The sequence below is a fragment of the Paraburkholderia sp. GAS448 genome, from assembly GCF_050435685.1.
GTDB lineage: Bacteria > Pseudomonadota > Gammaproteobacteria > Burkholderiales > Burkholderiaceae > Paraburkholderia.
On record NZ_JBNDKT010000059.1, the window covers coordinates 1 to 21,898 of the forward strand.

General features: G+C 59.9%; 13 protein-coding genes and 3 pseudogenes. 11 read left to right on the top strand and 5 right to left on the bottom strand.

Annotation, left to right across the window (positions count from 1 at the left end):
• The 3 genes from P3T23_RS43590 to P3T23_RS43600 form a co-directional block, all read left to right on the top strand.
• On the top strand, positions 1–263 hold a 263-nt coding region (locus P3T23_RS43590), incomplete at its 5' end, for an IS3 family transposase (RefSeq protein ID WP_429322248.1).
• Between the two features lie 260 nt (positions 264–523).
• Complete coding sequence (locus P3T23_RS43595) at positions 524–1,426, top strand: proline dehydrogenase family protein (protein ID WP_429322262.1); 903 nt, start codon at positions 524–526, stop codon at positions 1,424–1,426.
• 326 nt (positions 1,427–1,752) lie between these two features.
• Positions 1,753–2,748, top strand: a complete 996-nt coding sequence (locus tag P3T23_RS43600) for a Tim44 domain-containing protein (RefSeq protein WP_429322249.1) — start codon at positions 1,753–1,755, stop codon at positions 2,746–2,748.
• Positions 2,749–2,925: 177 nt separating this feature from the next.
• Here the strand turns inward: P3T23_RS43600 and P3T23_RS43605 are convergent.
• The 4 genes and pseudogenes from P3T23_RS43605 to P3T23_RS43620 all read right to left on the bottom strand — a co-directional run.
• Positions 2,926–3,468, bottom strand: a pseudogene (locus P3T23_RS43605) (ISNCY family transposase); the annotation flags it as partial.
• Between the two features lie 33 nt (positions 3,469–3,501).
• Complete coding sequence (locus tag P3T23_RS43610; protein WP_429322250.1) at positions 3,502–6,477, bottom strand: Tn3 family transposase; 2,976 nt, start codon at positions 6,475–6,477, stop codon at positions 3,502–3,504.
• Between the two features lie 3 nt (positions 6,478–6,480).
• Positions 6,481–7,041: a recombinase family protein gene (locus P3T23_RS43615; protein WP_429322251.1), complete on the bottom strand. Its 561-nt coding sequence runs from the start codon at positions 7,039–7,041 to the stop codon at positions 6,481–6,483.
• Between the two features lie 437 nt (positions 7,042–7,478).
• A complete protein-coding gene (locus P3T23_RS43620) occupies positions 7,479–8,525 on the bottom strand; it encodes a helix-turn-helix domain-containing protein (protein WP_429322252.1) in 1,047 nt (348 codons plus the stop codon).
• A gap of 347 nt (positions 8,526–8,872) precedes the next feature.
• Here P3T23_RS43620 and P3T23_RS43625 point away from each other — a divergent pair.
• The 6 genes and pseudogenes from P3T23_RS43625 to P3T23_RS43650 all read left to right on the top strand — a co-directional run bounded on the left by P3T23_RS43625 (position 8,873) and on the right by P3T23_RS43650 (position 18,110).
• A pseudogene (locus P3T23_RS43625) lies at positions 8,873–9,831 on the top strand (NAD(P)H-dependent flavin oxidoreductase).
• 367 nt (positions 9,832–10,198) lie between these two features.
• Positions 10,199–11,824, top strand: coding sequence for a 3-(methylthio)propionyl-CoA ligase (locus P3T23_RS43630; RefSeq protein WP_429322253.1), 1,626 nt, complete (start codon positions 10,199–10,201; stop codon positions 11,822–11,824).
• An 84-nt stretch (positions 11,825–11,908) separates the two neighbouring features.
• Positions 11,909–13,039, top strand: coding sequence for a porin (locus P3T23_RS43635; RefSeq protein WP_429322254.1), 1,131 nt, complete (start codon positions 11,909–11,911; stop codon positions 13,037–13,039).
• 242 nt (positions 13,040–13,281) lie between these two features.
• Complete coding sequence (locus P3T23_RS43640) at positions 13,282–14,115, top strand: SDR family NAD(P)-dependent oxidoreductase (protein WP_429322255.1); 834 nt, start codon at positions 13,282–13,284, stop codon at positions 14,113–14,115.
• 122 nt (positions 14,116–14,237) lie between these two features.
• Entirely contained in the window at positions 14,238–16,697 is a 2,460-nt protein-coding gene (locus tag P3T23_RS43645; protein WP_429322256.1) for an arylsulfatase, read from the top strand.
• A 54-nt stretch (positions 16,698–16,751) separates the two neighbouring features.
• Positions 16,752–18,110: an anaerobic sulfatase maturase gene (locus tag P3T23_RS43650; RefSeq protein ID WP_429322257.1), complete on the top strand. Its 1,359-nt coding sequence runs from the start codon at positions 16,752–16,754 to the stop codon at positions 18,108–18,110.
• 312 nt (positions 18,111–18,422) lie between these two features.
• Here P3T23_RS43650 and P3T23_RS43655 read toward each other — a convergent pair whose 3' ends face one another.
• Positions 18,423–18,899 (bottom strand): 2,4'-dihydroxyacetophenone dioxygenase family protein, encoded by a 477-nt coding sequence (locus tag P3T23_RS43655; protein WP_429322263.1) that lies wholly within the window; start codon positions 18,897–18,899, stop codon positions 18,423–18,425.
• Between the two features lie 780 nt (positions 18,900–19,679).
• On the opposite strand from P3T23_RS43655, the pseudogene P3T23_RS43660 reads away from it, so the two are divergent.
• Both P3T23_RS43660 and P3T23_RS43665 read left to right on the top strand, forming a co-directional pair.
• A pseudogene (locus P3T23_RS43660) lies at positions 19,680–21,530 on the top strand (carboxypeptidase regulatory-like domain-containing protein); the annotation flags it as partial.
• Positions 21,531–21,550: 20 nt separating this feature from the next.
• Positions 21,551–21,895 (top strand): hypothetical protein, encoded by a 345-nt coding sequence (locus tag P3T23_RS43665; protein WP_429322258.1) that lies wholly within the window; start codon positions 21,551–21,553, stop codon positions 21,893–21,895.
• Positions 21,896–21,898: the final 3 nt, after the last annotated feature.

Sequence of the window (21,898 nt, forward strand, 5' to 3'; positions counted from 1 at the left end):
CGGAGTTGCTCGCGCGCGAACACTTCGACACCCACGAACAGGCCCGACGCCGTCTGTTCTGGTTCCTCGAGGGCTGGTACAACGTGCGACGCTTACATAGCAGCATCGGCTACCGTTCACCGCTCGAATTCGAAGAGTCGCACATAAAAAAGCAAATCGCTCCAACATGCGGGTTGTCCACCGTCGGGCGGCGTCATCGTCGTGATAGGCGACCCGCCGCCCGCCCGTGGACAACCCGCGACTCATCGCTCAATGGAGGCTAAACCGCACATCGATCGCAACTGCAAATCTGTCCGTCGAAGCGGGTCAACCTCAAATCGACCGCATAAACTTATGTACGCAGCTGCCTGGCCTCCCTCGAAAACGCACTGAAAGCCTGTGTCGATGCAGTAATTGCATCCATGCTGGCGTTCGTCCCGGACCTGTGAACAACAGTCCGGCGATGTCGCTCGAATAGACTTATTGCGTCTAGATTCGTGCGACTGCATTTTCATGAGACCACAACATGCGTATTTTTAATACGATGGCGGCTCGCGCCATCCCGCTCGTTCCTCGTTCGGTTATCCGTAAGATTTCCCGACGCTATATCGCCGGCGAAACGCTCTGCGATGCCCGCGCGCGCATCCACGCGCTCGATACAGCAGGCTTCCGAGCAACCATCGATGTCCTAGGCGAGACTGCGTCCTCTTTGGATCAGGCAGAGTCAATGACTCGCGATTATCTCGATCTCGACCAAGCGCTCGGTGCGGAAAACATGCGAACCGAGCTGTCGATAAAGTTGACCGCGCTAGGGCTGCATCTCGACGAAGACGCATGCATGGAGCGTGTCTCGAAGATTTTGCGAGCGGCGGCGTCGCACGGAATCAGCGCGTGCATCGACATGGAGGACGCCAGTTGCACCCAGAAAACGCTCGACGCGTTCGTCAGGCTCGAAGCCGAGGGGTATCCGGTCGGAATCGCACTACAGGCGTATTTGACGCGGACGAACGAGGACATTGTCCCGCTGCAGGCACGCAAGAGCCGAATGCGCGTTTGCAAGGGAATATACGCAGAGGCAAACGAGCATCTCGTTGACGGCGCATCGAGAGACCGTACGGCAATCAACGCGCACTTCGTTCGACACGTTTCGAGCGCAATACAGGCGGGATCATTCGTCGGTATTGCAACGCACGATGCTCAATTGATCGATGCGCTGATCAAGTGGCTGCAACGGGAGCGGATTGACAAGTCACGATTCGAGTTCCAGATGCTACTGGGGGGGTGTGAACCGCTGCGCGACGATCTGCTTGCGCAAGGTTTTAACGTGCGCGTCTATGTGCCATACGGTCATGACTGGTATGGTTACAGCACCCGGCGAATTAAGGAAAATCCGCGAATTGCGGGATATATCGTGGCGGCGATGATACGTAGCGCTCGCGCGGGTTGACGGTTACGGCAGGATGAGCGGAGCGGGACCGGCCTAATCGTTGATCCCGCGTCGATGTTAATCGAGAGTGACCGTAAGGCCCCGGCCGCCGCTAGAGCGGTTTACGTTTTGAACGACCGCTATCGAGAAAGTTGACCGCCCCTTGTGGGTCGACAACGGCCTGAACGGGAGAAAACCGACCGACCGTTCAATTGTTGATCAACGGTTTTCCGGACCGATACCCTGTGCGAAATTCCGACTTCTGAAGAAACGCTCATGGAACGCTAAACGGAATGACCTATCCTGATGTCAGGACGCTTATCGATTGATCGCTGGGGGAAGGCCAGATGTCTGACTCGCGCTCGTTATTCGCCAAAAAGTCATTCAGGTCAATGGGGGGAAGAATCGCGCTCGTTGCGATGATTGGCCTGGTCGCGACCCTTACACTCACCTCCCTCGATGCCGAAGCTCAGCGCCGCATGGGTGGCGGCCGAAGCATCGGCCGACAGTCCCAGTCCGCGCAACGCCAGTCCACACCTCCCGCACAACAGACGCCGCAGCAAGCCACTCAGCCATCCCAGGCGCAGCGCGCGCAGCCGGCTCCAACACCGACACCAGCACCGTCGCGTTCGCGCTGGCTCGGACCGATCGCGGGGTTGGCGGCAGGCCTGGGCATTGCGGCGTTGCTGTCGCATCTCGGTCTTGGGGAAGGGCTCGCCGGTTCTTTGGCGAACGTCATCATCATTGCGCTGATCGCGATGGTCGTCATCTGGCTGATTCGCAGATTTCTCGCGCGCCGGCGAAATCGGGACATGTCGGCACCCGGCACGGTTCTCCAGTCGTCCATGATCGGCGAAGGATTCGCCACCAGTCCGGCGCAGGATCCGCGCTACCCCATGGCGTCGTCGGATCCTGTACCCGGTTCGCGGGGCGATGCGTCGTCAACGCCGGAGGGTCTGGCGGTGCCTCCCGACTTTGATTCCGAAGTGTTCCTGCGTTCCGCCAAGGTCTGTTTCGTGCGCCTGCAGGCGGCCTGGGATGAGGGCAACATGGCCGACATACGCGAATTCACGACACCGGAAATGTTCGCCGAGGTCAAGCTGGACCTCGATGCGCGAGGGACTGAGCGCAGTCAGACTGATGTGGTTCAGCTGGATGCCGACCTGCTCAACGTTGAGCAGGTCGGCGATCAATACTTTGCCAGCGTGCGCTTCCATGGCCTGATCCGCGAAACGGCCGGAGCCGGTGCCGAGCCATTCGTCGAGATCTGGAACATGTCGAGGTCGAGGCTTACGCAGCATGGCTGGTTGCTCGCAGGAATCCAGCAAATCACCAGGGGCTAAGCGGCGCGCGTATTTAGAGGAAAGGTATCTGGCTTGCACCCGGTCTCTTTAGTGATCGCTGTCCTGGCGTCGGTAACGGCTTTGAATGGCCAGAAAAAACGAACGATCGTTCTTGTCGAGGCCATTCTGAAGTGTCGTAGCGGCAGCAAAGTAGAAATGTCGGGTTTTGTGCCTTTGTTATCTCTTTGACGAGGTTTTGAGTACAGAGTCCTGGAGGCTGACCGTCGTTCTGCCAATCGCGGTGTTCAGATCATCAACAGTGATCTCCCGCTGCTTCCTTGTGCCCGCCTTGCGCTCCTTTAACTTGGGCGCCTGCCCCTGATTGGTTCGTGATGGCGAACCTGACGCGCGGCGGTTATCGCGATCGGCCTGAATCAACTGCGCGACCTGCAGCACATGACCCAGCCGCTTGTGATCAACCACGGCGCCCTGATCAATCTCGGAGAGCCGGTCGTAAGGCCTGCAGGGAAGGGCGACACCGTCGGCGCGGATCTCGATGCGCCCATCCGGATACTCATACACGTCGATGTAGCGTCCCACCAGCCGACGGTTCGCCTCTGTGTCATCGAGCAGGTAGATTACCCGGTCATACTGCAGCGTCAGCGAACGCGTGACGCGCCGCGGTTCACGCCACGTCAGGATGGTGTCGAGATCCTCATCCTCACGCAGCGGCCGGTGCGCATTGAAGGCGCTCCGTGGCGCCTTGCCAAAGCGCGTGTTGGGGTGCCCTCAAGAAAGGGATTTTTTCGTACGTTAAGCCTTCGTGTTGGTCGTTTTCGCGGCGCGCAACGGCCTGAATCGGCCTTTGGCGACGCGTTTGTTGGCGTGCCACACGTAGTCGCCCGTCAAGTTGATGTGATTCCAGCCCAGTGGCGCGATGTGCGGGATAAGGCTTTCGTCGATCTCCCGCTGCTGCCGTGAGGCGGCAATCGCCCGCTCCAGATACACGGTGTTCCACAGCGTGATTGCAGCTACCACAAGGTTCAGGCCACTGGCCCGGTATCGCTGGTTTTCGTAAGAACGATCCCGTATCTCGCCCAACCGATAGAAGAACACCGCCCGTGCCAGTGAGTTGCGGGCTTCACCCTTGTTCAGTCCGGCAGACACACGGCGGCGCAATGCCGGGTCTTGGAGCCATTTCAGCGTGAACAGCGTGCGCTCGATGCGGCCGAGTTCACGCAAGCCGATAGCGAGGCCGTTTTGGCGCGGATACGCGCTGAGTTTGCGCAAGATAAGCGAAGCCGTCACGGTGCCTTGTTGGATCGATGCGGCCAAGCGGACCACGTCATCGAATTCCCGTTCGATCAGTTTCCGATTGATCGAACCACCGACTAGCGATGACAGCGCAGGCCAGTCGCCTGTCTTGCCCGGCACATATAAATTCTTGTCGGCCAGATCGGCAATACGCGGCGCGAACTCGAATCCCAGGAAGTGGCATAGCGCAAACACGTGATCGGTAAAACCAGCGGTGTCCGTATAGTGCTCTTCGATACGCAGCTCCGACTCGTGATACAGCAAGCCATCGAGCACGTGGGTGGCATCACGCACCGGCGAATTGATGACCTTGGTGTGGAACGGCGCGTACTGGTCGGAGATGTGCGTATAAAACAGCACTCCGGGTTCGTTGCCATACTTTGCGTTGCGATATCCTGAGGCTTGACCGTGCCCACCGGCGCGGAACCGCTGACCATCCGATGACGAGGTCGTGCCTTCGCCCCAATACGCCGCGAAAGGCAAGCCATGCTGATAGTTGACCAGCTCGGCCAACCCCTTCTGATAGGTCTCGTCGCGGATATACCAGGCCACCAGCCATGAAAGTTTCGCCACGCTCGTGCCTGGACAGGCATCGGCCATTTTCTCCAACCCGAGGTTAAATGCGTCAGCAAGGAGCACGGTCAGTAACAGTGTCCGGTCCGGCGGCTCCGAGTCGCTTTTCAGATGAGTGAAGTGCCGGGCGAAGTCGGTCCACTGATCGACCTCGAGCAGCAGATCTGTGATCTTTACACGCGGCATAAGGTCGTAGACTTGCTGCGTGAGTATGTCGGCCGCCGCCGGGGTTGCGTCGTCAAGCGGCGTGATCTTGAGTCCTTTTTCGTTCAGTTCAACGTCGGGTAGCTCGCCGGCCGCTGCGAGCCGGGCCGTTTCGTCAAGCGCCTCGCGCAAGCGGGCGAATCGCTCGTCGAGATAGGCGGCCGCCGAAGCCTCCACGACCAGCCCGAGTCGGTTCTCGCGATGTTGATCGTCAAACGTTGCACGGGGTATCAGATATTCGTCGAAATCCTTGAACTGCCTGCTACCGATAACCGATACGTCGCCCGAACGAAGCGCGTTCTTCAATTCGCTCATCGCGGCAAGCTCGAAGAACCTGCGATCGATGCCGCCTTCCTTAAACACGAACCGCCCCCAACGCGGTTTGACGAAGGCCGTTGGCGCATCGACCGGCACTTTTCGGGCGTCGCTTCGGTTCATCTCGCGCAAAGCTTCAATCGCGTTCATCAGGTCCTGACGCGCCGACGCCGCGCGGAAATCGAAGGTTTCGAGGAACGTCGGAGAATAGCGCCGCAACTGCGTGAAGTGGTCGACGAGCAACGCCATGGAGTCAAACTCCGCGTCGCGAGAAAGTTGTTCCGCTTCCCGCACGCTCGCTGTAAACGCATCCCACGGCACGATGGCCTCTATCGCCCGGAACGGATCCTCGCCGGCCTCCTTCGCCGCGATAAGTGCTGCACCGACCTTTGCATAGAGGCGTACCTTGTCGTTGACAGCCTTGCCATCGGCTGCAAAGCGCTTTTCGTATTTGTGTTTGGCCTTGGTGAAGAAGGATCCGATGAGCCGATCGTGGAGATTCAGGATCTCATCGGTCAACGTCGCGGCGGTGTCGAGCAGAATCGCCACCAGCGTGGCGTGACGTCGATCGGTCTCGTATTCCTCGAGCTGGTAGACAGCAGTCTGGCCGCCTTCACGCGCCAGACGAAGCAGACGGTTCTGATGGATCGTGTGGCCAATTCCTTCCGGCAGACCGAGCGATCGAATTGCCTGCAAGCGCTCGATATGTGCGAGAACGGCTTTCGCACTGGGCTCGCCCGGCGATTGCCGTAACCAGGCCAGCTTACTGACGGGGCGATCGCTGAGCGGCAACAGGAGTTGGTCGAGAGCCGAGCGCTGCTCACCTGATAACGGCGTCGTCAGCAGGCGGTGCACTTCGCGCTGTGCACGTGTGGCAACGGCCGCGCATAGCTTCTCGAGCGCAGGTACCGGCGGCAACAGCACATGCCGACGACGGAGTTCGTCAACGGCGGCCTGTGCAAGCACGATGCCCTGCGTGGTCTGCATCGCGAGCGGTAATAACAGATCGACCAGCTCGCGATAGTGTTGCCGACTGAATTGCACCAGACCCAGCCGGGCTAGGAGCTCTTGCAGATGTTCCCGGCGCGTTTCGTCACGCGCAGCATACACGTCCCACACCGCCGGCGTAACGCCCAGTTGCGCCGCGACGATTCCAATGATCGGCGCATGCGGCTTCTCGGCAGGTCCCAGCACCCGGCCTGGATAGCGCAGGTAGACCATCAACACCGCGATGCCGAGGCGGTTGTGGCCACCTCGATGCTGTCGAACAAACGCGAAGTCCTCCGTTGACAACGTGGCCATGCGGATCAATTCACTTTCATCCACGGGGAACGCGAGTAGCTGGAATCGCTGCTCAGGGGTGAGCAGTTCTCGGCGGGGCAAGATTCACCTCGTCGAGCGCAAATACTGGTACAGGGTTTCGCGGCTGATTCCGAACTCGCGAGCGATCTGAGCTTTGCGTTCACCGTCGTCTACCCGACGGCGGAGGTCGGCGACCTGGGCGTTGGACAACGCCGGCTTACGACCTCGATAGGCGCCGCGTTGCTTTGCCAGGGCGATGCCCTCGCGTTGGCGCTCACGAATCAGCGCGCGCTCGAATTCAGCGAAGGCCCCCATCACCGACAGCATCAGATTCGCCATCGGCGAGTCCTCGCCCGTGAACGTCAAACATTCTTTCGCGAACTCAATGCGCACCCCGCGTTTGGTCAGCACTTGGACGATATGGCGAAGGTCGTCTAGATTGCGAGCGAGCCGGTCCATGCTATGCACGACCACCGTGTCGCCGTTGCGCACGAAGGTCAGCAATGCGTCGAGCTGCGGCCGCTTCGTGTCCTTTCCCGATGCCTTCTCAGTGAAGGTCCGGTCAAGCTCGATTCCGTCGAGCTGGCGCACGGCGTTCTGCTCGAAGGTGCTGACCCGCACATATCCGACACGCTGGCCTTTCATCACGGACTTCCGGTAAAGATGTCAGATTGAAATCTATGACTTTCCGAATCGAGCGTCAAACAATCGATAATGCGGCCCTATCTTGACGTTTCTGACAGGGCTTCGCTGACATCAGGATAGGGTATACCTCAGGCTGACAGGCATTTTTGACCATCGGCTCGGGGACAACCTTGAGGTTGTCGAAAGAAGACTGGGACCGGCCAGCGGCCGCTCAGCATTTCCCTGTCTGCTCGCGAGCCGAAAACGGACGCTTGATGCCTGGCCACCGTACTTCGAATGCGGTGCAAGGAAGGTACTTGCTACTTGACTCAAGCCTTTCTCCAGGCCAGACCGTGCTGATTGCTGCGCAGTATTAGCGCCCTGAGTCAGGCTCATGGTCGAACGTGACACGTGGTCAAAACGGAGGCGAAGGAAATCTGAGGACGTTGGATGTACGACTATGCAGCGAATGGCTGACCGTTGTCGTTCACGTATTCGGTCGGCGTGACGCCGACCACGCGTCGAAACGCGCGACTGAAATTCCCCGTGTCGCTGAAGCCGAGCTTCAACGCCACTTGCTTGATCGTCACACCCGGGGTGTGGAGCAGTTCACAGGCTCTTTCAAACCGCACCTTGTCCGACAGGTCGCGAAATGCCAGGTCCTCTGATTTCAGATGGCGGTCTATCGTTCGCGCGGAGACATTGAGGCGACGTGCGAGATCTTCCAGCGTCACCTGCTCGCCCTCGGCTGCGCGCAGCACCATCTCCACGTATTCCCCCCAGCCAAAATGGCCGGTTGCGGGCCGCGTGCCCAGCAGGCTGCACTGCTCATCGACTTGCTGGACGACCTGCGCGTTGCCCATCGGCAGAGGTCTATCCAGCAGCTCGGCACCCATCACGACGCGGACGCCGGGCAACGCATTCTCGCAAAAATGAAAGCGTATGGGCGCCAATGCCCGATAGCGTTGGACGTGTGCGGGTTCCGGCATCGACAGGTAGATATCAAAGGCCGGAACGTCGGCTCCAAGCATCAGTCGCGCCTGATTCTGGTGCGAGATGGCGAGCACTTCCAGATAGAAGCGCAGGGTCGCTTCGGGCATCGCGATCGTCGGCGTGTAGGTCGCTTCGCCTGGCGATCCGGGCCGACGCTGGTAGTGCAGAGCAAAGGTCTCCGTCATCAAGTGGTAATGCCGGCTCGCCATGCACATTGCTTCGTGCCCCGTATGGCAACTGAGCAGTCCGTAGCCAAGCAGGTCGTGCGAGTTCATCTTGATGAGCCGACCGAGTTCGAAGCCGAGATCTTCCCGACCCGTGAGTTCATGGGCTAGCCGGACAAAGGCATTCACCTCGGTCATTGACAGCGTGTTGTCGCGCCGATTGAAAGCTGTTTCTTCGATCCCGGCGGCGGACAGCAGGCGCGCCGTGTCCACGCCCTGCGCACGCAGCGCATTAAAAAGTAATACGAAATAACGCGCTGGAACGCGCCTTTGCGATACCGAAGTCATGTGTTGCTTCATCCCCATTTTGTAAATGGTATTCGATGAATACCGCTTGTGAAAGATTGGGGATGTCCCTGAGCAAGAACCTGTAGCGACACGGTAGGCAAAATCGGGGAAATCCCTGGGTGTCCAGAAGTGATATGGGTATGTCAGCTGCGGATATCGATCCGCGAGCCACAACCGAAGATCATAGCGGGATAAGTCAACGATGCGAACGAGTCTTTCGGGGTCGAGATGAATATATGGTCGTGGGGGTATCGCTCGACGACTTCGATGTGAGCCGACTGGATCGTCCTTCCGGCAGTCACGCGTCGTGAACTTCTGCCTACCGAATCAATGCACGGAGACCCGCAATGACAATTCCTGCCGCACTGGGATCGAACCTGAAATTGCCAGTCATCGCCGCGCCGATGTTTCTCGTCTCCGGTCCAGAGCTTGTCATCGCGACATGCAGGGCCGGAGCGATCGGCACCTTCCCGGCGCTAAACCAGCGCACCACCGATGGATACGCCCAATGGCTCGACACGATCAAGGCCGGACTGGATCCCGAGTCCGCCGCGTTCGGCGTCAATCTGATCGTCCACAAGACCAACCCGCGGTTGAAGGCTGATCTCGAGGTTACCGCGCGACACCAGGTGCCGCTTGTCATCACCTCCTTGGGGGCTGTGCAAGAAGTCGTCGACGCAGTGAACGGCTATGGAGGACTGGTGTTTCACGACGTCACCACGCTGGCGCATGCGCGCAAGGCAGCCGACAAAGGCGTGGATGGCCTTATTCTTGTCTGCGCCAGCGGGCGGCCACGCCGGAACCCGGAGTCCCTTCGCCTTCGTGCACGAAGTGCGTCAATTCTTCCATGGCACGATCGTCTTGTCGGGATGCCTGTCGACCGGTCGCGATGTGGCGGCGGCGATGCTGATGGGCGCGGACTTCGCCTACATGGGTACGCGATTCATCAACACCAGCGAGAGTCGCGCCACCGCCGGGTACCAGCAGATGATCATCGATAGCCAATCGGATGACATCATCCTATACGCCGGCCGTTTCGGGCATTCCGGCGAATTTCCTCAATGCATCGCTCGCCGCTTGTGGCCTTGATCCGAAAAACCTGCCGGAGAAGGGCACGGTGAATCTTGGAGAAGAGCTCAATCACGAAGCACGAGCGTGGAAGGATATCTGGTCGGCAGGCCAGGGGGCCGGTGCAATCCGGGACGTTTTGCCGACGGCGCAGTTGATCGTCCGGCTGGTGCGCGAACTGGAGGCTGCGCAGTCTGGGTTCCAGGCGAGACTCGCGCAATCTGCAGTCTTGATTTGATTTCCTGAACCGCGCCGCACACGCGCGCAACCGGGCTGGCGAGCATCGGTCTCGCCAATTGCTCGCATCTCCAGTCGTCTACGTAACGCGCTTCTCTTGGAGACGTCGCTCCGCTCGCGCTCACGCATGTCAGCGCCGCATGTAAATCCCCGCCGCGATTTGCTCGCCCTGGCCGGCGAGCCGCCCCGAACCACGTCTCGGTGCTGGCCAACTCTGGCTGTCGGCAGAACGGGGGCGAGGTCGCAGGCTCATCTCAGGAATATCCCTGACGTGTCTCGAAGTGACATGACGATGTCGACTCCGGATATCGTTCGGCGCAGCGAGCCATCGGATGATGACGGTCATAGTCACTGTTCGGGAATATCAGATGAAGGGTTTAATGATGCAGCAGCCGTTGCTTGTCTCGACGTTGCTTACGCACGCCGAACGGCATCACGGCGAGCAGGAAATTGTCTCGAAGCGTGTAGAGGGAGACATTCATCGCTATCGCTATCGCGATCTTGCGCAACGCGCGCGGCGCATGGCGAATGCACTGGCGGGGCTTGGCGTACTCTCCGGTGACCGGGTCGCCACGCTGGCGTGGAACGGATATCGGCACATGGAGCTGTACTACGCGGTATCCGGCTCGGGTGCTGTGTTGCATACGCTTAACCCGCGGCTGCATCTCGATCAGATCGTGTACATGATCGAACACGCAGAAGATCGCATCCTCTTCTTCGACGTCGATCTGCTGCCGGTCGTGCAGGCGATTGCCCCTCGTTTGACGAAACCGATGGTGTTCGTGGCGATGACGGACCGCACACATACGCCGCCTTGCGAATTGCCGGATCCGGTGCTGTGCTACGAGGATCTGATCGACGCCTGCGACGACGACTTCGAATGGCCAGATCTCGACGAGAACGATGCCTCGTCGCTTTGTTATACCTCCGGCACGACCGGCAATCCGAAGGGTGTGCTGTACAGCCACCGTTCTACGGTGTTGCACACCTTCGCGGCCGCGCTGCCTGACGCGCTGAACTGCTCGGCATGGGACACGATCCTGCCGGTCGTGCCGATGTTCCATGTGAACGCCTGGGGCTTGCCCTATGTCGCGTGCATGGTCGGCGCGAAGCTGGTGTTTCCCGGCCCCTGGCTGAAAGGGGACTCGCTGTACGAATTGATCGAATCCGAAGGCGTCACGACATCAGCCGGGGTGCCCACGGTCTGGCAGGGCCTGCTTGCGTACGTCAATGAACATCAACACAGCTTCTCATCGATGAGGCGCACGGTGATCGGCGGCGCTGCGTGCCCGCCGGCCATGATCGCGGAGTTCCAGGAAGTTCACTGTGTCGACGTGCTCCACGCATGGGGCATGACCGAGTTGAGTCCGCTGGGCACAGTCTGTTCGCCCAAGCCGCATCAAATGTCGATGCCGCCCGATGAGCGCCTCGCCATACAGGCCAGGCAGGGCCGCGCTGTGTTCGGCATCGACATGAAGATCGTCGGGGACGACGGTCGGGAGATGCCTTGGGACAACGCCTCCACAGGCGAACTGATGGTGCGCGGACCGTGGGTCGTCGATTCCTATCTCGGCAGCGCCGGGGCGCCTGCCCATCGTGATGGCTGGTTCCCGACCGGCGACATCGCGAAGATCGACGCCGACGGCTTCATGCAGATCACCGACCGCGCAAAGGACGTCATCAAATCAGGCGGCGAATGGATCAGCTCGATCGACATCGAGAACGTCGCAAGCCTGCACCCGGACGTGGCCAGCGCCGTCTGCATTGGCGCGCGGCACAGCAAATGGGATGAGCGCCCGCTGCTCCTCGTCGTGAGAAAGCCCGGCAGTGCGGTTGGCGCCGACGAGTTGCTGGCGTTCTTCGACGGAAGGGTCGCTAAATGGTCCAGGCCGGATGCTGTCGTATTCATCGATGCGATCCCGCTGGGGGCTACCGGGAAGGTGCTCAAGAACAAATTGCGCGAACAGTTCCAGGACCATTTCCTGACGGCGTAGCGGTACACGACGGTGGCCTTTCGTGCCGCTTCGCGCAGTCAGTGTTGCATTTCAAATCAAGCAAAGAGCAGAAGGGGAGACGAGATGAAGTTGAAGTTGACAGGAATGGCAGCGCTTCTGGCTTTCGCAGGGGTTGCGCACGCGCAGTCGTCGGTGACGCTGTTCGGCGCGGTCGATTCGGGCCTTATTTATCAAAACAAGTCGGCCGCATCGTTCCTTCCCACAGCGCCGAACCTTGGAAAGGTTTTTGCCTTCAACAACGGTGGGATCTATGCGAGCTTCTGGGGCTTGAAGGGGACCGAGGATCTGGGTGGCGGATACCATGCCAACTTCCGACTGCAAAGCGCGTTCATGAACGGCAGCGGCAAACTGAGTCTCGGCGACACGGCGGGTGCGACCGCGATTTTCAACATGGTCTCGACCGTGGGCCTCTCTGGTCCGTTCGGATCGGTCAACCTGGGGCGGCAATTCGCGCCGATGGCGCTGGCGATGGCGGAAACAGACGTTCGTGGAGGCGACTACTTCGGGAGTATCTTCACCGCGTGGGTCGGCATGAACCAGGCTGCCGGCTTCAACTTCGCCAGCACCAATGGGCCAATCGGCGCCTTGTACGACAGCAACGCGATCGTCTATGAAACGCCCAATTTTCACGGTGCAAGCGCTGCTCTGGAATACGCACCAGGAGGCGTGCCTGGCAGCTTCCAGGGCGGCACGCGAGAGTCGGCGGTGCTGAAGTACGCGAACTACGGGCTTCACCTGACGGCGCTTTACTACAACGGTCACGATACCAACCCCAGCCCCACGTCGACGGCGCTGCCAACCGGACTCAACAACAATCGCTTCATCTACGTTGGCGCCCTATACACGATCCACGATTTCTCCGTATCGGCTTCGTATAGCAATGGCAAGAACCCGGCGCACTCGAACCTGGTCGACCTCGACCTGTATTCGGCTGGCCTTGGCTATCGGTTTTCCCCAGCATTCCAGGTCACGAGCGGCGTGTACTACCTGAAGGACAAGAACAAATCGGCTAACAAGTCCACCGAGGTCGCGGGCGGCGCCTATTACAGCCTGTCCAAATCGACAACGCTCTATGGACAGGTCGGCTACGTACACAACGAGGGGACGATGACCACGATGGTCAGCTACGGCCAGTTCGTGCCTGCCGGAACGTCGACTACCGCCGTGAACATCGGCATGCGTCACACGTTCTGACGCACGCAATGTCGCTTCGAAGTCGGGCGTGTGGGGTTGCACGTCCGACTGATTTCGCAATGAATGAACACGCAGTATTCGACGATGCGTCTTGCACCTCGGGCCTTTTCGCCTGGTGCGGGCACGGCGCCGAACGAGACGGGCGGAGCGCATCGAGCATGTTGCCGACCCAGGCAATTCTCTAAGCAGTCGGTCGACCTGTTCGCTGGCGGACGAGTCGACACAGTTACCCAGGAGATGGCATGGCAGTTTCATTATTCAAGGGCAAACAGGTTCTCGTGACGGGGGCTTCGTCCGGAATCGGCTACGAAACGGCACTGGCATTTGCGCGCCGTGGAGCGAACCTGATCCTGGTCGACATCAATGCGGTGGCACTCGACACAGCCGCGCAGACCGTTCGCGAACAAGGCGTGCAATGCCTTACGTGGACGGCCGATGTGTCCGATGCTCAGGCGATGTCCGGTCTGGCTGACGCTGTGCACGACGCTGTCGGGGCTCTCGATGTGCTGGTCAACAACGCCGGCATTGCCTTTCTTGGCTCATTTCTCGAGACACCGCCGGAGACCTGGCGCCGTATCCTCGACGTCAATGTGATGGGTGTGGTCCATGGCAACAACGTTTTCCTTCCGCATATGCTGAAAGCCGGCGGGCCGCGACACGTTGTCAACGTAGCGTCGGCCGCGGGATTGGCTCCGATGTGTCAGATGAGCGCCTACGTGGCGTCAAAGCACGCCGTCGTCGGTCTTAGCGAAACCCTCGAGATGGAACTTTCCGGCTCTGAGGTCGGGGTGTCCGTAATTTGCCCGGGCATCATTAACACGCCAATAGCCAGGCCAAACGCGGCGAATGTCGGGCGGAGCATTACGCAGAGCCAGATCGAACGATTGGCGCAGTTCTATCGGACCAAGGGCGCACATCCGAGTCTGGTCGGCGAGTCAATCGTCGACGCGGTCCAGAGCGGCAAGGGCGTCGTGCTGGTCGGGCCGGCAGCTCGATTGATCTATAACCTGCGCCGCATGTCCCGGTCGCTGCTGATGAAGGCCCTGATCGCCGAGTCGAAAAAGATCTGGGCCTAATCGATGAACCCACGAAGATGAGCCGCGCATGCCGAGGGCGCTGCTGGACCGGCGTGCTGAAGCGAAGATGTTTCTGGAGATCAAGACGGATGACTAACGCTGAACAAATGGACAATCGAGCAATGAACGAGCGCTCTCCGCGCAACTATCTCCCTCGCTTCAGCATGCTGTCGATGGGCGTGCTGGCTCTCGGTGGCAGTCTTACTGCGCAGGCCGGCGCCACGGGCGGCGAGCTGCCGTTTCCCCGCCCGCCCAGCGCGAGCGTGGTGGGCACATCGCTGGACAACTCGACGAACCATTGGCGGCAAGAGCCGTCGCATCTGCGTGCCGGCGCGCCGAATGTGCTCGTCATCCTGCTCGACGATGCCGGCTTTGCCCAATCCGATGTGGTCGGTGGCGAAATTCACACCCCGACATTCGGCCGGATCGCGCAAACCGGCATCATGTACAACCGCTTTCACGCCACCGCCATCAGCTCGGCGACGCGAGCCGCGTTGCTGACCGGCCGCAATCATCATCGCGTTGGCAACGGGAGCATCAGCGAATTGATGTCCGACTTCGACGGCTATACCGGGGTCATGCCCAGGAGTTCCGCCACGGTGGCAGAGGTGCTGAAGGACTATGGCTATAACACGGCGGCGTTCGGGAAATGGCATAACACCCCGCCTGGAGAAACCTCGATGATGGGGCCGTTCAACCACTGGCCCACCAGCTACGGTTTCGAGCACTTCTATGGATTCCTCGGAGGCGAAAGCGACCAGTATCACCCGCACCTGTACAGCGATACCACGCCCTTGCCGGTGCCGAACGATCCCAAATACCACTTGTCGGAAGACCTGGCCAGGCAGGCCGTCAGCTGGCTCGATCAACATCAGGCACTCGAGCCGAACAAGCCGTTTTTCATGTACTGGGCGCCGGGCGGCGTACATGCTCCGCACCAGGTCTGGAAGGAATGGGCTGACAGGTACAAGGGCAAGTTCGACAGTGGATGGGACGCGTATCGAGCGCGTGCCTTCGAACGGCAGAAACAGCTTGGCTGGATTCCAGCCGATACGAAGCAGACACCGCGGCCGGCCGATCTGACGGCGTGGGACAGCCTGAGCCCGGAAGAGAAGAAGTTTCAGGCACGACTGATGGAGGTTTATGCCGGGTTCCTGGAACACACGGATACCCAGGCGGGCAAGGTCGTCGACGAAATTGAACGGTTGGGCCTGCGGGACAACACGCTGATCTTCTACGTGTTCTCGGACAACGGCGCCTCGGCGGAGGGCATGCAAGGCTCGATCAACGAGTTACTTGCAGAAAACGGCATTCCGACTACGGCCCGTCAGCACATGGACGCGCTGAAAACGTACGGTGGCCTGGATGCGCTTGGCGGTCCGAAGCTCCACGAGCACTACAACGCTGCCTGGGCATGGGCCAGCGAAACCCCCTTTGTCGGCACCAAGCTGGTGGCGGGATATTTCGGCGGAACGCGGGTGCCCCTGGCTGTGTCCTGGCCCAAGGGGTTCCGGCACGATACCGTGGTGCGCAGCCAGTTCCTGCACGTCAACGACGTCGCGCCCACCATCTATGACGTGGACGGGATCACCCCGCCCGAAGTCGTGAATGGCCGCAAGCAGGACCCGCTCGACGGAATGAGTTTCGCCGACAGTTTTGTCAATGCCAATGCGCCGACCCACAAGAAGCGCCAATACTTCGAGGTACTCGGCAGTCGCGCCGAATACGCGGACGGTTGGATCGCTTCGGTCTTTGGGCCGCGTACACCCTGGAAAGCGAACTTTGCCGATTTGCTGACCCCGCAGGGAAAGCTGGCATTTCTACTCGGCAAGCCTGCAATTGGGGACAAGCTCGGTTGGCTGAAGTGGAATCCCGACAAAGACAAATGGGCGCTGTTCGATCTGCAGAAGGATTATTCGCAGTCGACGGACGTGGCCGACGCGCATCCAGAAAAGCTGGCTGAACTGAAGAAGCTGTTTGACCAGGATGCCAGGGACAATCACGTCTACCCGATCGGAGCGCCGTTTTATGCCTTCCTGCATCCCAACGATCGCCCGGGCGAAGACAGGACGGACTGGCATTTCACTCCCGACATCGGCAGCCTCCCGGAGTTCGCCGCACCCAATATCCGTTCGCGCAATCACCGCGTGACTGTGGACGTGGACGTTCCACCTCAAGCCAATGGCGTGCTGTTCTCGCTCGGCGATATAGCGGGTGGTGTCGCGCTCTATGTGAAGGACGGTCACCTCGTGTACGAATACAACGGATTGTCGCTGGTGCGCACGCGCATCCAGGCGCCGGAGAAGCTGCAGGCGGGACACAACGTCATTGAGATTGATTTCACGATGGCGAGCGGCAGGTTGACTGCGGCAGCCGACGTCGCGTTGAGCGTCAATGGCAAGCCTGTCGCAAAGGGGAGCGTTCCCTACACGGTGCCGTTCGCGTTTACCGCGAACGGAGGTTTCGAAGTCGGCGCGGATCATGGTTCGCCGGTGTCGCTGGACTTCTTCGACCAGGCGCCGTTTGCCTTTAACGGCAAGATTAATGACGTTCATATCCGATACACAGGGCCGAAGTCGTAACCCGAATCGGATCGGCTGGCCGGCGCACGGACTGTGCGTTGGCCAGTTTGCCTAGTGCCCGCATGGCTGCGGCTGCAAAGCCCAGCCATGCGGGCACCACAGCGTGCAGGAAGCGAAATGCAAGAGTTTACCGAATCTCCCCAAGGGCTGCATCTGATGGCCAAGCCCATTGGCCCGCTCTGCAATCTCGATTGCAGCTATTGCTTCTACCTGGAGAAGGAAAATCTGTTCCCGGCGCGCGAGCGCTTCCGGATGTCCGATTCAGTGCTCCGCAGCTACGTGCAGCGTTACATCGCGGCGCAATCGACGCCCGAGGTGGAGTTCACCTGGCAAGGTGGTGAACCAACGCTGATGGGACTCGACTTCTTCGAGCGTGCAGTCGCCTACCAGCGCGAATTTGCCGCTGGCAAAGTGATCCGCAACACCCTCCAGACCAACGGCACGTTGCTGGATGACGCCTGGTGCGAATTCCTTGCGCGTGAGCGTTTCCTGGTGGGGTTGAGCCTGGATGGGCCGCGCGAGGTGCACGATCTGTACCGGCCCGACAAGCAGGGCCGCTCCAGCTTCGACGACGTCATGCGTGGCCTCGCGTGCATGAAGCGCCACGGAGTCGAGTTCAACGTGCTGGTGACGGTGGCACGCGACGTGGCTAAATACCCGCTCGAGATTTACCGCTTTCTGAAAGAAAGCGGCGTGCGGCACATACAGTTCAATCCCGTCGTGGAGCGAGCGCCGCGCCCACAGGAAATTCGCTTCGGCTTGTCCCATGCGATTCCCCCGAAGCTGTCTCGTCACGGGCAAAGCGAGACGGACCCGGCCAGTGCCGTGACCGCTCAAAGCGTCGAGCCCGAAGCCTACGGCGATTTTCTGATCGCCATCTTCGACGAATGGGTTCGTAACGACGTCGGGCGAGTACATGTAATGAACTTCGAGTGGGCGCTAGCCTCCTGGTGCCAGGTTCCGGCTGGCGTGTGCCTGTTTTCCCCACGCTGCGGCAAGGCTGCCATCGTGGAGCACAACGGCGACGTGTACTCGTGCGATCACTTCGTGTATCCGCAGTACAAGCTCGGAAACATACAGCACGACGATCCCGTGGCGATGATGACGTCGCCCGCCCAGCAGGCATTCGGTCTCGCAAAGGAGGAGTCGCTGCCGGGCTATTGCCGAAAGTGCGATTATCGTTTCGCCTGTCATGGCGAATGCCCAAAGAATCGTTTCATGGCGACCCCGGACGGGGAGCCGGGCCTGAACTACCTATGCACCGGCTACAAGAAATACTTCCGGCACGTGACGCAGTCCATGAATGCCATGGCGAAGCTCGTGAGTCATGGTTTACCGGCGTCGGCCATCATGCCGGCCTTCAAGGGACCGCTGGTCATTCCTCTCGATGGGAGCAGCGGAAGAACGAAGTAATCTTGTAGGCACTGTTTCAGTGCCACGTATCGGGATGCCACATAGGCGGGACACTGCAAGAATACGTTGATGCAGTTGGCACCAGAGTAAGCGCGTCGGGAGAGGGGGCGTTCGCTACCGCGACGGGCGCGTTTGGTGTTGCGTGCCGCCCCTTTCATCAACCAGTCGGTTGTTATGGTGGTGCGCGACAATTGGGAAGTCCGACCGGACATCGTAGTTGACGATATCCAGTTCTGGCGCAAAGAGCGAGAGATGCCACCTGTACCGGGGGCTTGCTATCCGGGGAACAGGTGGCTCGCTGCCGCGCGCGAATCAGCCTCCGAACGACGACAGGTCCTTTGGCTCGATGCCCTTGGCCTTGCAGTAGTTCAGGTAGCGGTCCATGGACGTCCGCCAGTTCTCGACAGCGATGGCGTTGTCCTTGTCATCCAGGTAGATCAGCTCACCGGAAACGATATTGAAGGTGATGACGTCTTCACCCTCCGAATACGCTGTTTGTGGCGTATGACGGGTTGAGGCCGTTTCATACACGACGCTTCCGGGGCGAGCTACCCAGTCATGTTCCTTGTACTTCCAGCTTCCCTGAACCGTGTAGACAATTACCGTGCCGGTGTGATGATGGCGCGGCAATTCCCTACCGGCCGGTGCCTTGAGCAGCGTAATCGTTTCGCCGCGCACCGGGTCGATCTTGAAGTACTTGACCAGCACATCGTCGCTATACGGCGCGAAGGGCATCCACGGGGTATCCTCGCCGTCAAGGCAACCTGTGTTGATTGATTCGAACAACATAAACGTGTCCTTTTCGTGATGGCTCTTATGAGCCAGTGTGGGATGTTGCAATTCCGCAGTCTCGCAGATGAGCTTCCTGCAGGCATTATCCTTTGCAGACAATTGCCGATCATTTCCTGTCATCCATTCTTCGAGAATTCGTTCGGTGTCTCTGATGTGCTCCGTCCCCGGGCGTCGCAGCGATATCACATTGCTGCCGTCCTGCGCCGATCGCATAGAGGCAACCTTGAGGAGAATTCCTCTGGCGGCATCGAATGCCTGCGGGCTGAGTCGGAGCAACCAGATCATTGCCCGTGTGGGTGTTCGGCGAATCATCACCATCCCGCACGATGCGGTGCCTGGCGAGCGACAGCAGCTCCGTCGGCGGCGCTCGTTGATCCCGAATTGCACTCGGTCGTGCAACGTTAATGCGGTCACCTGTCATTCGCGCAGCATTGCCTGATCTTATTCGCGGAGATGCTGGTACGGCACATGAAGTTCAGCTCCGGGGATAACCCTGGCGTGTCGCAAATTGACGCTGGTATGTCGACCATGGATATCGCCTGGCAAGCGGGAACTCTGGATGATGAGCCCATCGTCGACAGAGCGAGACGTTCGACGTCAGCGCTGGCACCCCTTCCATTTGCTGCCGCCGCGCGATGATCTCGATCATGCGTCATTCAGGTTCGATGGCAGTACTGCTCACTTGCGCGTGTTCCCCAACTGCGGGACCTCGCGACGGGCTGATCTGAGCATATCGCCACCGTACGATTCGATTACATTGATCCACGGGAATCTCTGATGAGAAACAAGCCCTTGAAGCTGGTGATGTGCCTGCTTCTGTTGAGTGGCCAGGCTTTCAGCCTGAGCGCCAAAGCCGGGACACTTGCCGGCTCGGTCTCCAGTGGGGGCAAGCCCCTTGCCGGCACCATGGTCACGGTCTTCGACACAGCCGGAAAGCGCCGCGATACGGTCTACACCGACCCGAATGGACACTACAGCATTACGGTCGACTTTGTCGGCAAATTGCAGATCCGCGCGCGCACACCGTACTTCAAGGATGTCACTCAGAACATCGATCTGGCTTTGGATGCACAGAAAAGCCTCGACTTCGTGCAGGAGCGTCATTCCGTTGCAGCCGAACTGTCGGAGAGTCTACCGGCCTCGGCGCACCTGAGCACACTGCCGTGGGCCAGTCAGGACTCGCGCGCCGCCTTCGTCAGTCAATGCAACTACTGTCACCAGGTGGGCAATGCGCTGACACGTACGCCGCGCGACGAGGCCGGCTGGGCCGCCACCGTGCATCGCATGGAAGGCTACTTTGCGGTGCTGACCAACAGGCAGGCCCAGGACATCACCAGAGCCTTGTACCAGGGCTTTGACGGCAAGGAGGTGGCCGCCGTAGAAAAGTATCTGTACAACACCGACCTCGTGCACGCCAGGATCAAGGAATGGGTCGTCGGCGACGGCCTGACCTTCGTCCACGATGCAGACGTCGGCTTCGACGAGCATCTCTACGGTGCTGACGAAGGCCACGATGTGATCTGGGAGCTCGACCGCAAGACCGGCAAGATTGCCGAGTGGAAGGAGCCCGACATCGATCTGCCGGTGGGCGGCGTCTTTTCCGGTATGCAATTGCCCATTGGCGTTTTCAGCGGCAAGCATGGTCCGCACAGCATCGCGCAGTCGGCTGACGGCCGACTCTGGATTACCAACGCGCTGTCGTCCTCGCTCGCTTCCTTCGATCCGGCAACGAAGAAGTTCAAGCTCTACGAGCTTGGCCACAGCCACCTCTACCCGCACACGATCCGCATCGACAGGCAGGGCATCATCTGGTTCACGATCGTCGCTTCCAACGAGGTAGCCCGCTTTGATCCGAAGACCGAGCAGTTCGAGATCATCCATCTGCCAGACGGCGGCTTCTGGCGCGCGGTCTCGCACTACCTGTTCCCGACCGTACTCAAGATTGCATCCTGGTTCCCGCAGCAGAACATGCCGCTTGCCGTGACCCACACGAAGTGGGCCTTCCAGGGCCATGACGCGTTTCCGTTCCCCTACGGCATCGACGTCAATCCGGTCGACGGCTCGATCTGGTACGCGAAGCTCTACGCCGACAAGATCGGCCGCATCGATCCGGTAACTCGCGAGGTGACCGAGTTCGACACTCCGCTGAGGGGCCCGCGCCGCCTGCGTTTCGACCCGCAAGGCAATCTGTGGATACCGGCGTTCGACGATAGCGGTCTGATGAAGTTCGACACGAGGACCCATCTCTTCGAGACCTTCAAACTGCCTCTGCTGGCACACAACGAGTATGAGGTGCCGTATGCGTTGAACGTCAACCCGAAGACGGGTGATGTCTGGATCACGTCGAACATGTCGGACCGCATCTTCCGGTTCATACCCGGCACGAAGACTTTCGTGACCTATCCGCTGCCCACGCGCGTCACCTGGCTGCGTGACATGGTTTTCACCAGGGACAACGCGGTCTGCTCGAGTTCATCGAACCTGCCGGCCTACGGCATCGAGGGGGGCCTGGCGTCGTTCATCTGTCTGTACCCGGACGGCGAGCCCGGCACGAAGACGGCGACGCCGATTCAATCCGCTGGGGCGGCCCAATCCATCCTCGCTTCCATAAACGCAAGCAACAGCAAGCACTGACGGGGAAGTCAATCATGGACCTTCAATCCTTATCGATGTACGCGGCCATTACCATTCTGATGGCGCCGCTGCTAGCGGTCTACGGGTTACCGTTCATCGCTGGCGCCCGCGGCTTCAGCTACTTGGCGCAACTGTGGCTGGGTGAACGCTCACGCTTCGTCATCGCATCCGCCATTGCCGCGCTAGGCATCGCGCCCTCGTACGACGCCTACAAGTCGCCGATGCCGATCTACGCGCGCTTGCTCGACGGCACCGAGGTGAGCGGTCCGTTCATGCTGGCCTCATTCCTTGTCACGTGGATTGTGGTGATGGCGCTGGCTCACCAGACCGGCCGCGTGCTGGCCAGGCGCAATCCCTGAGAC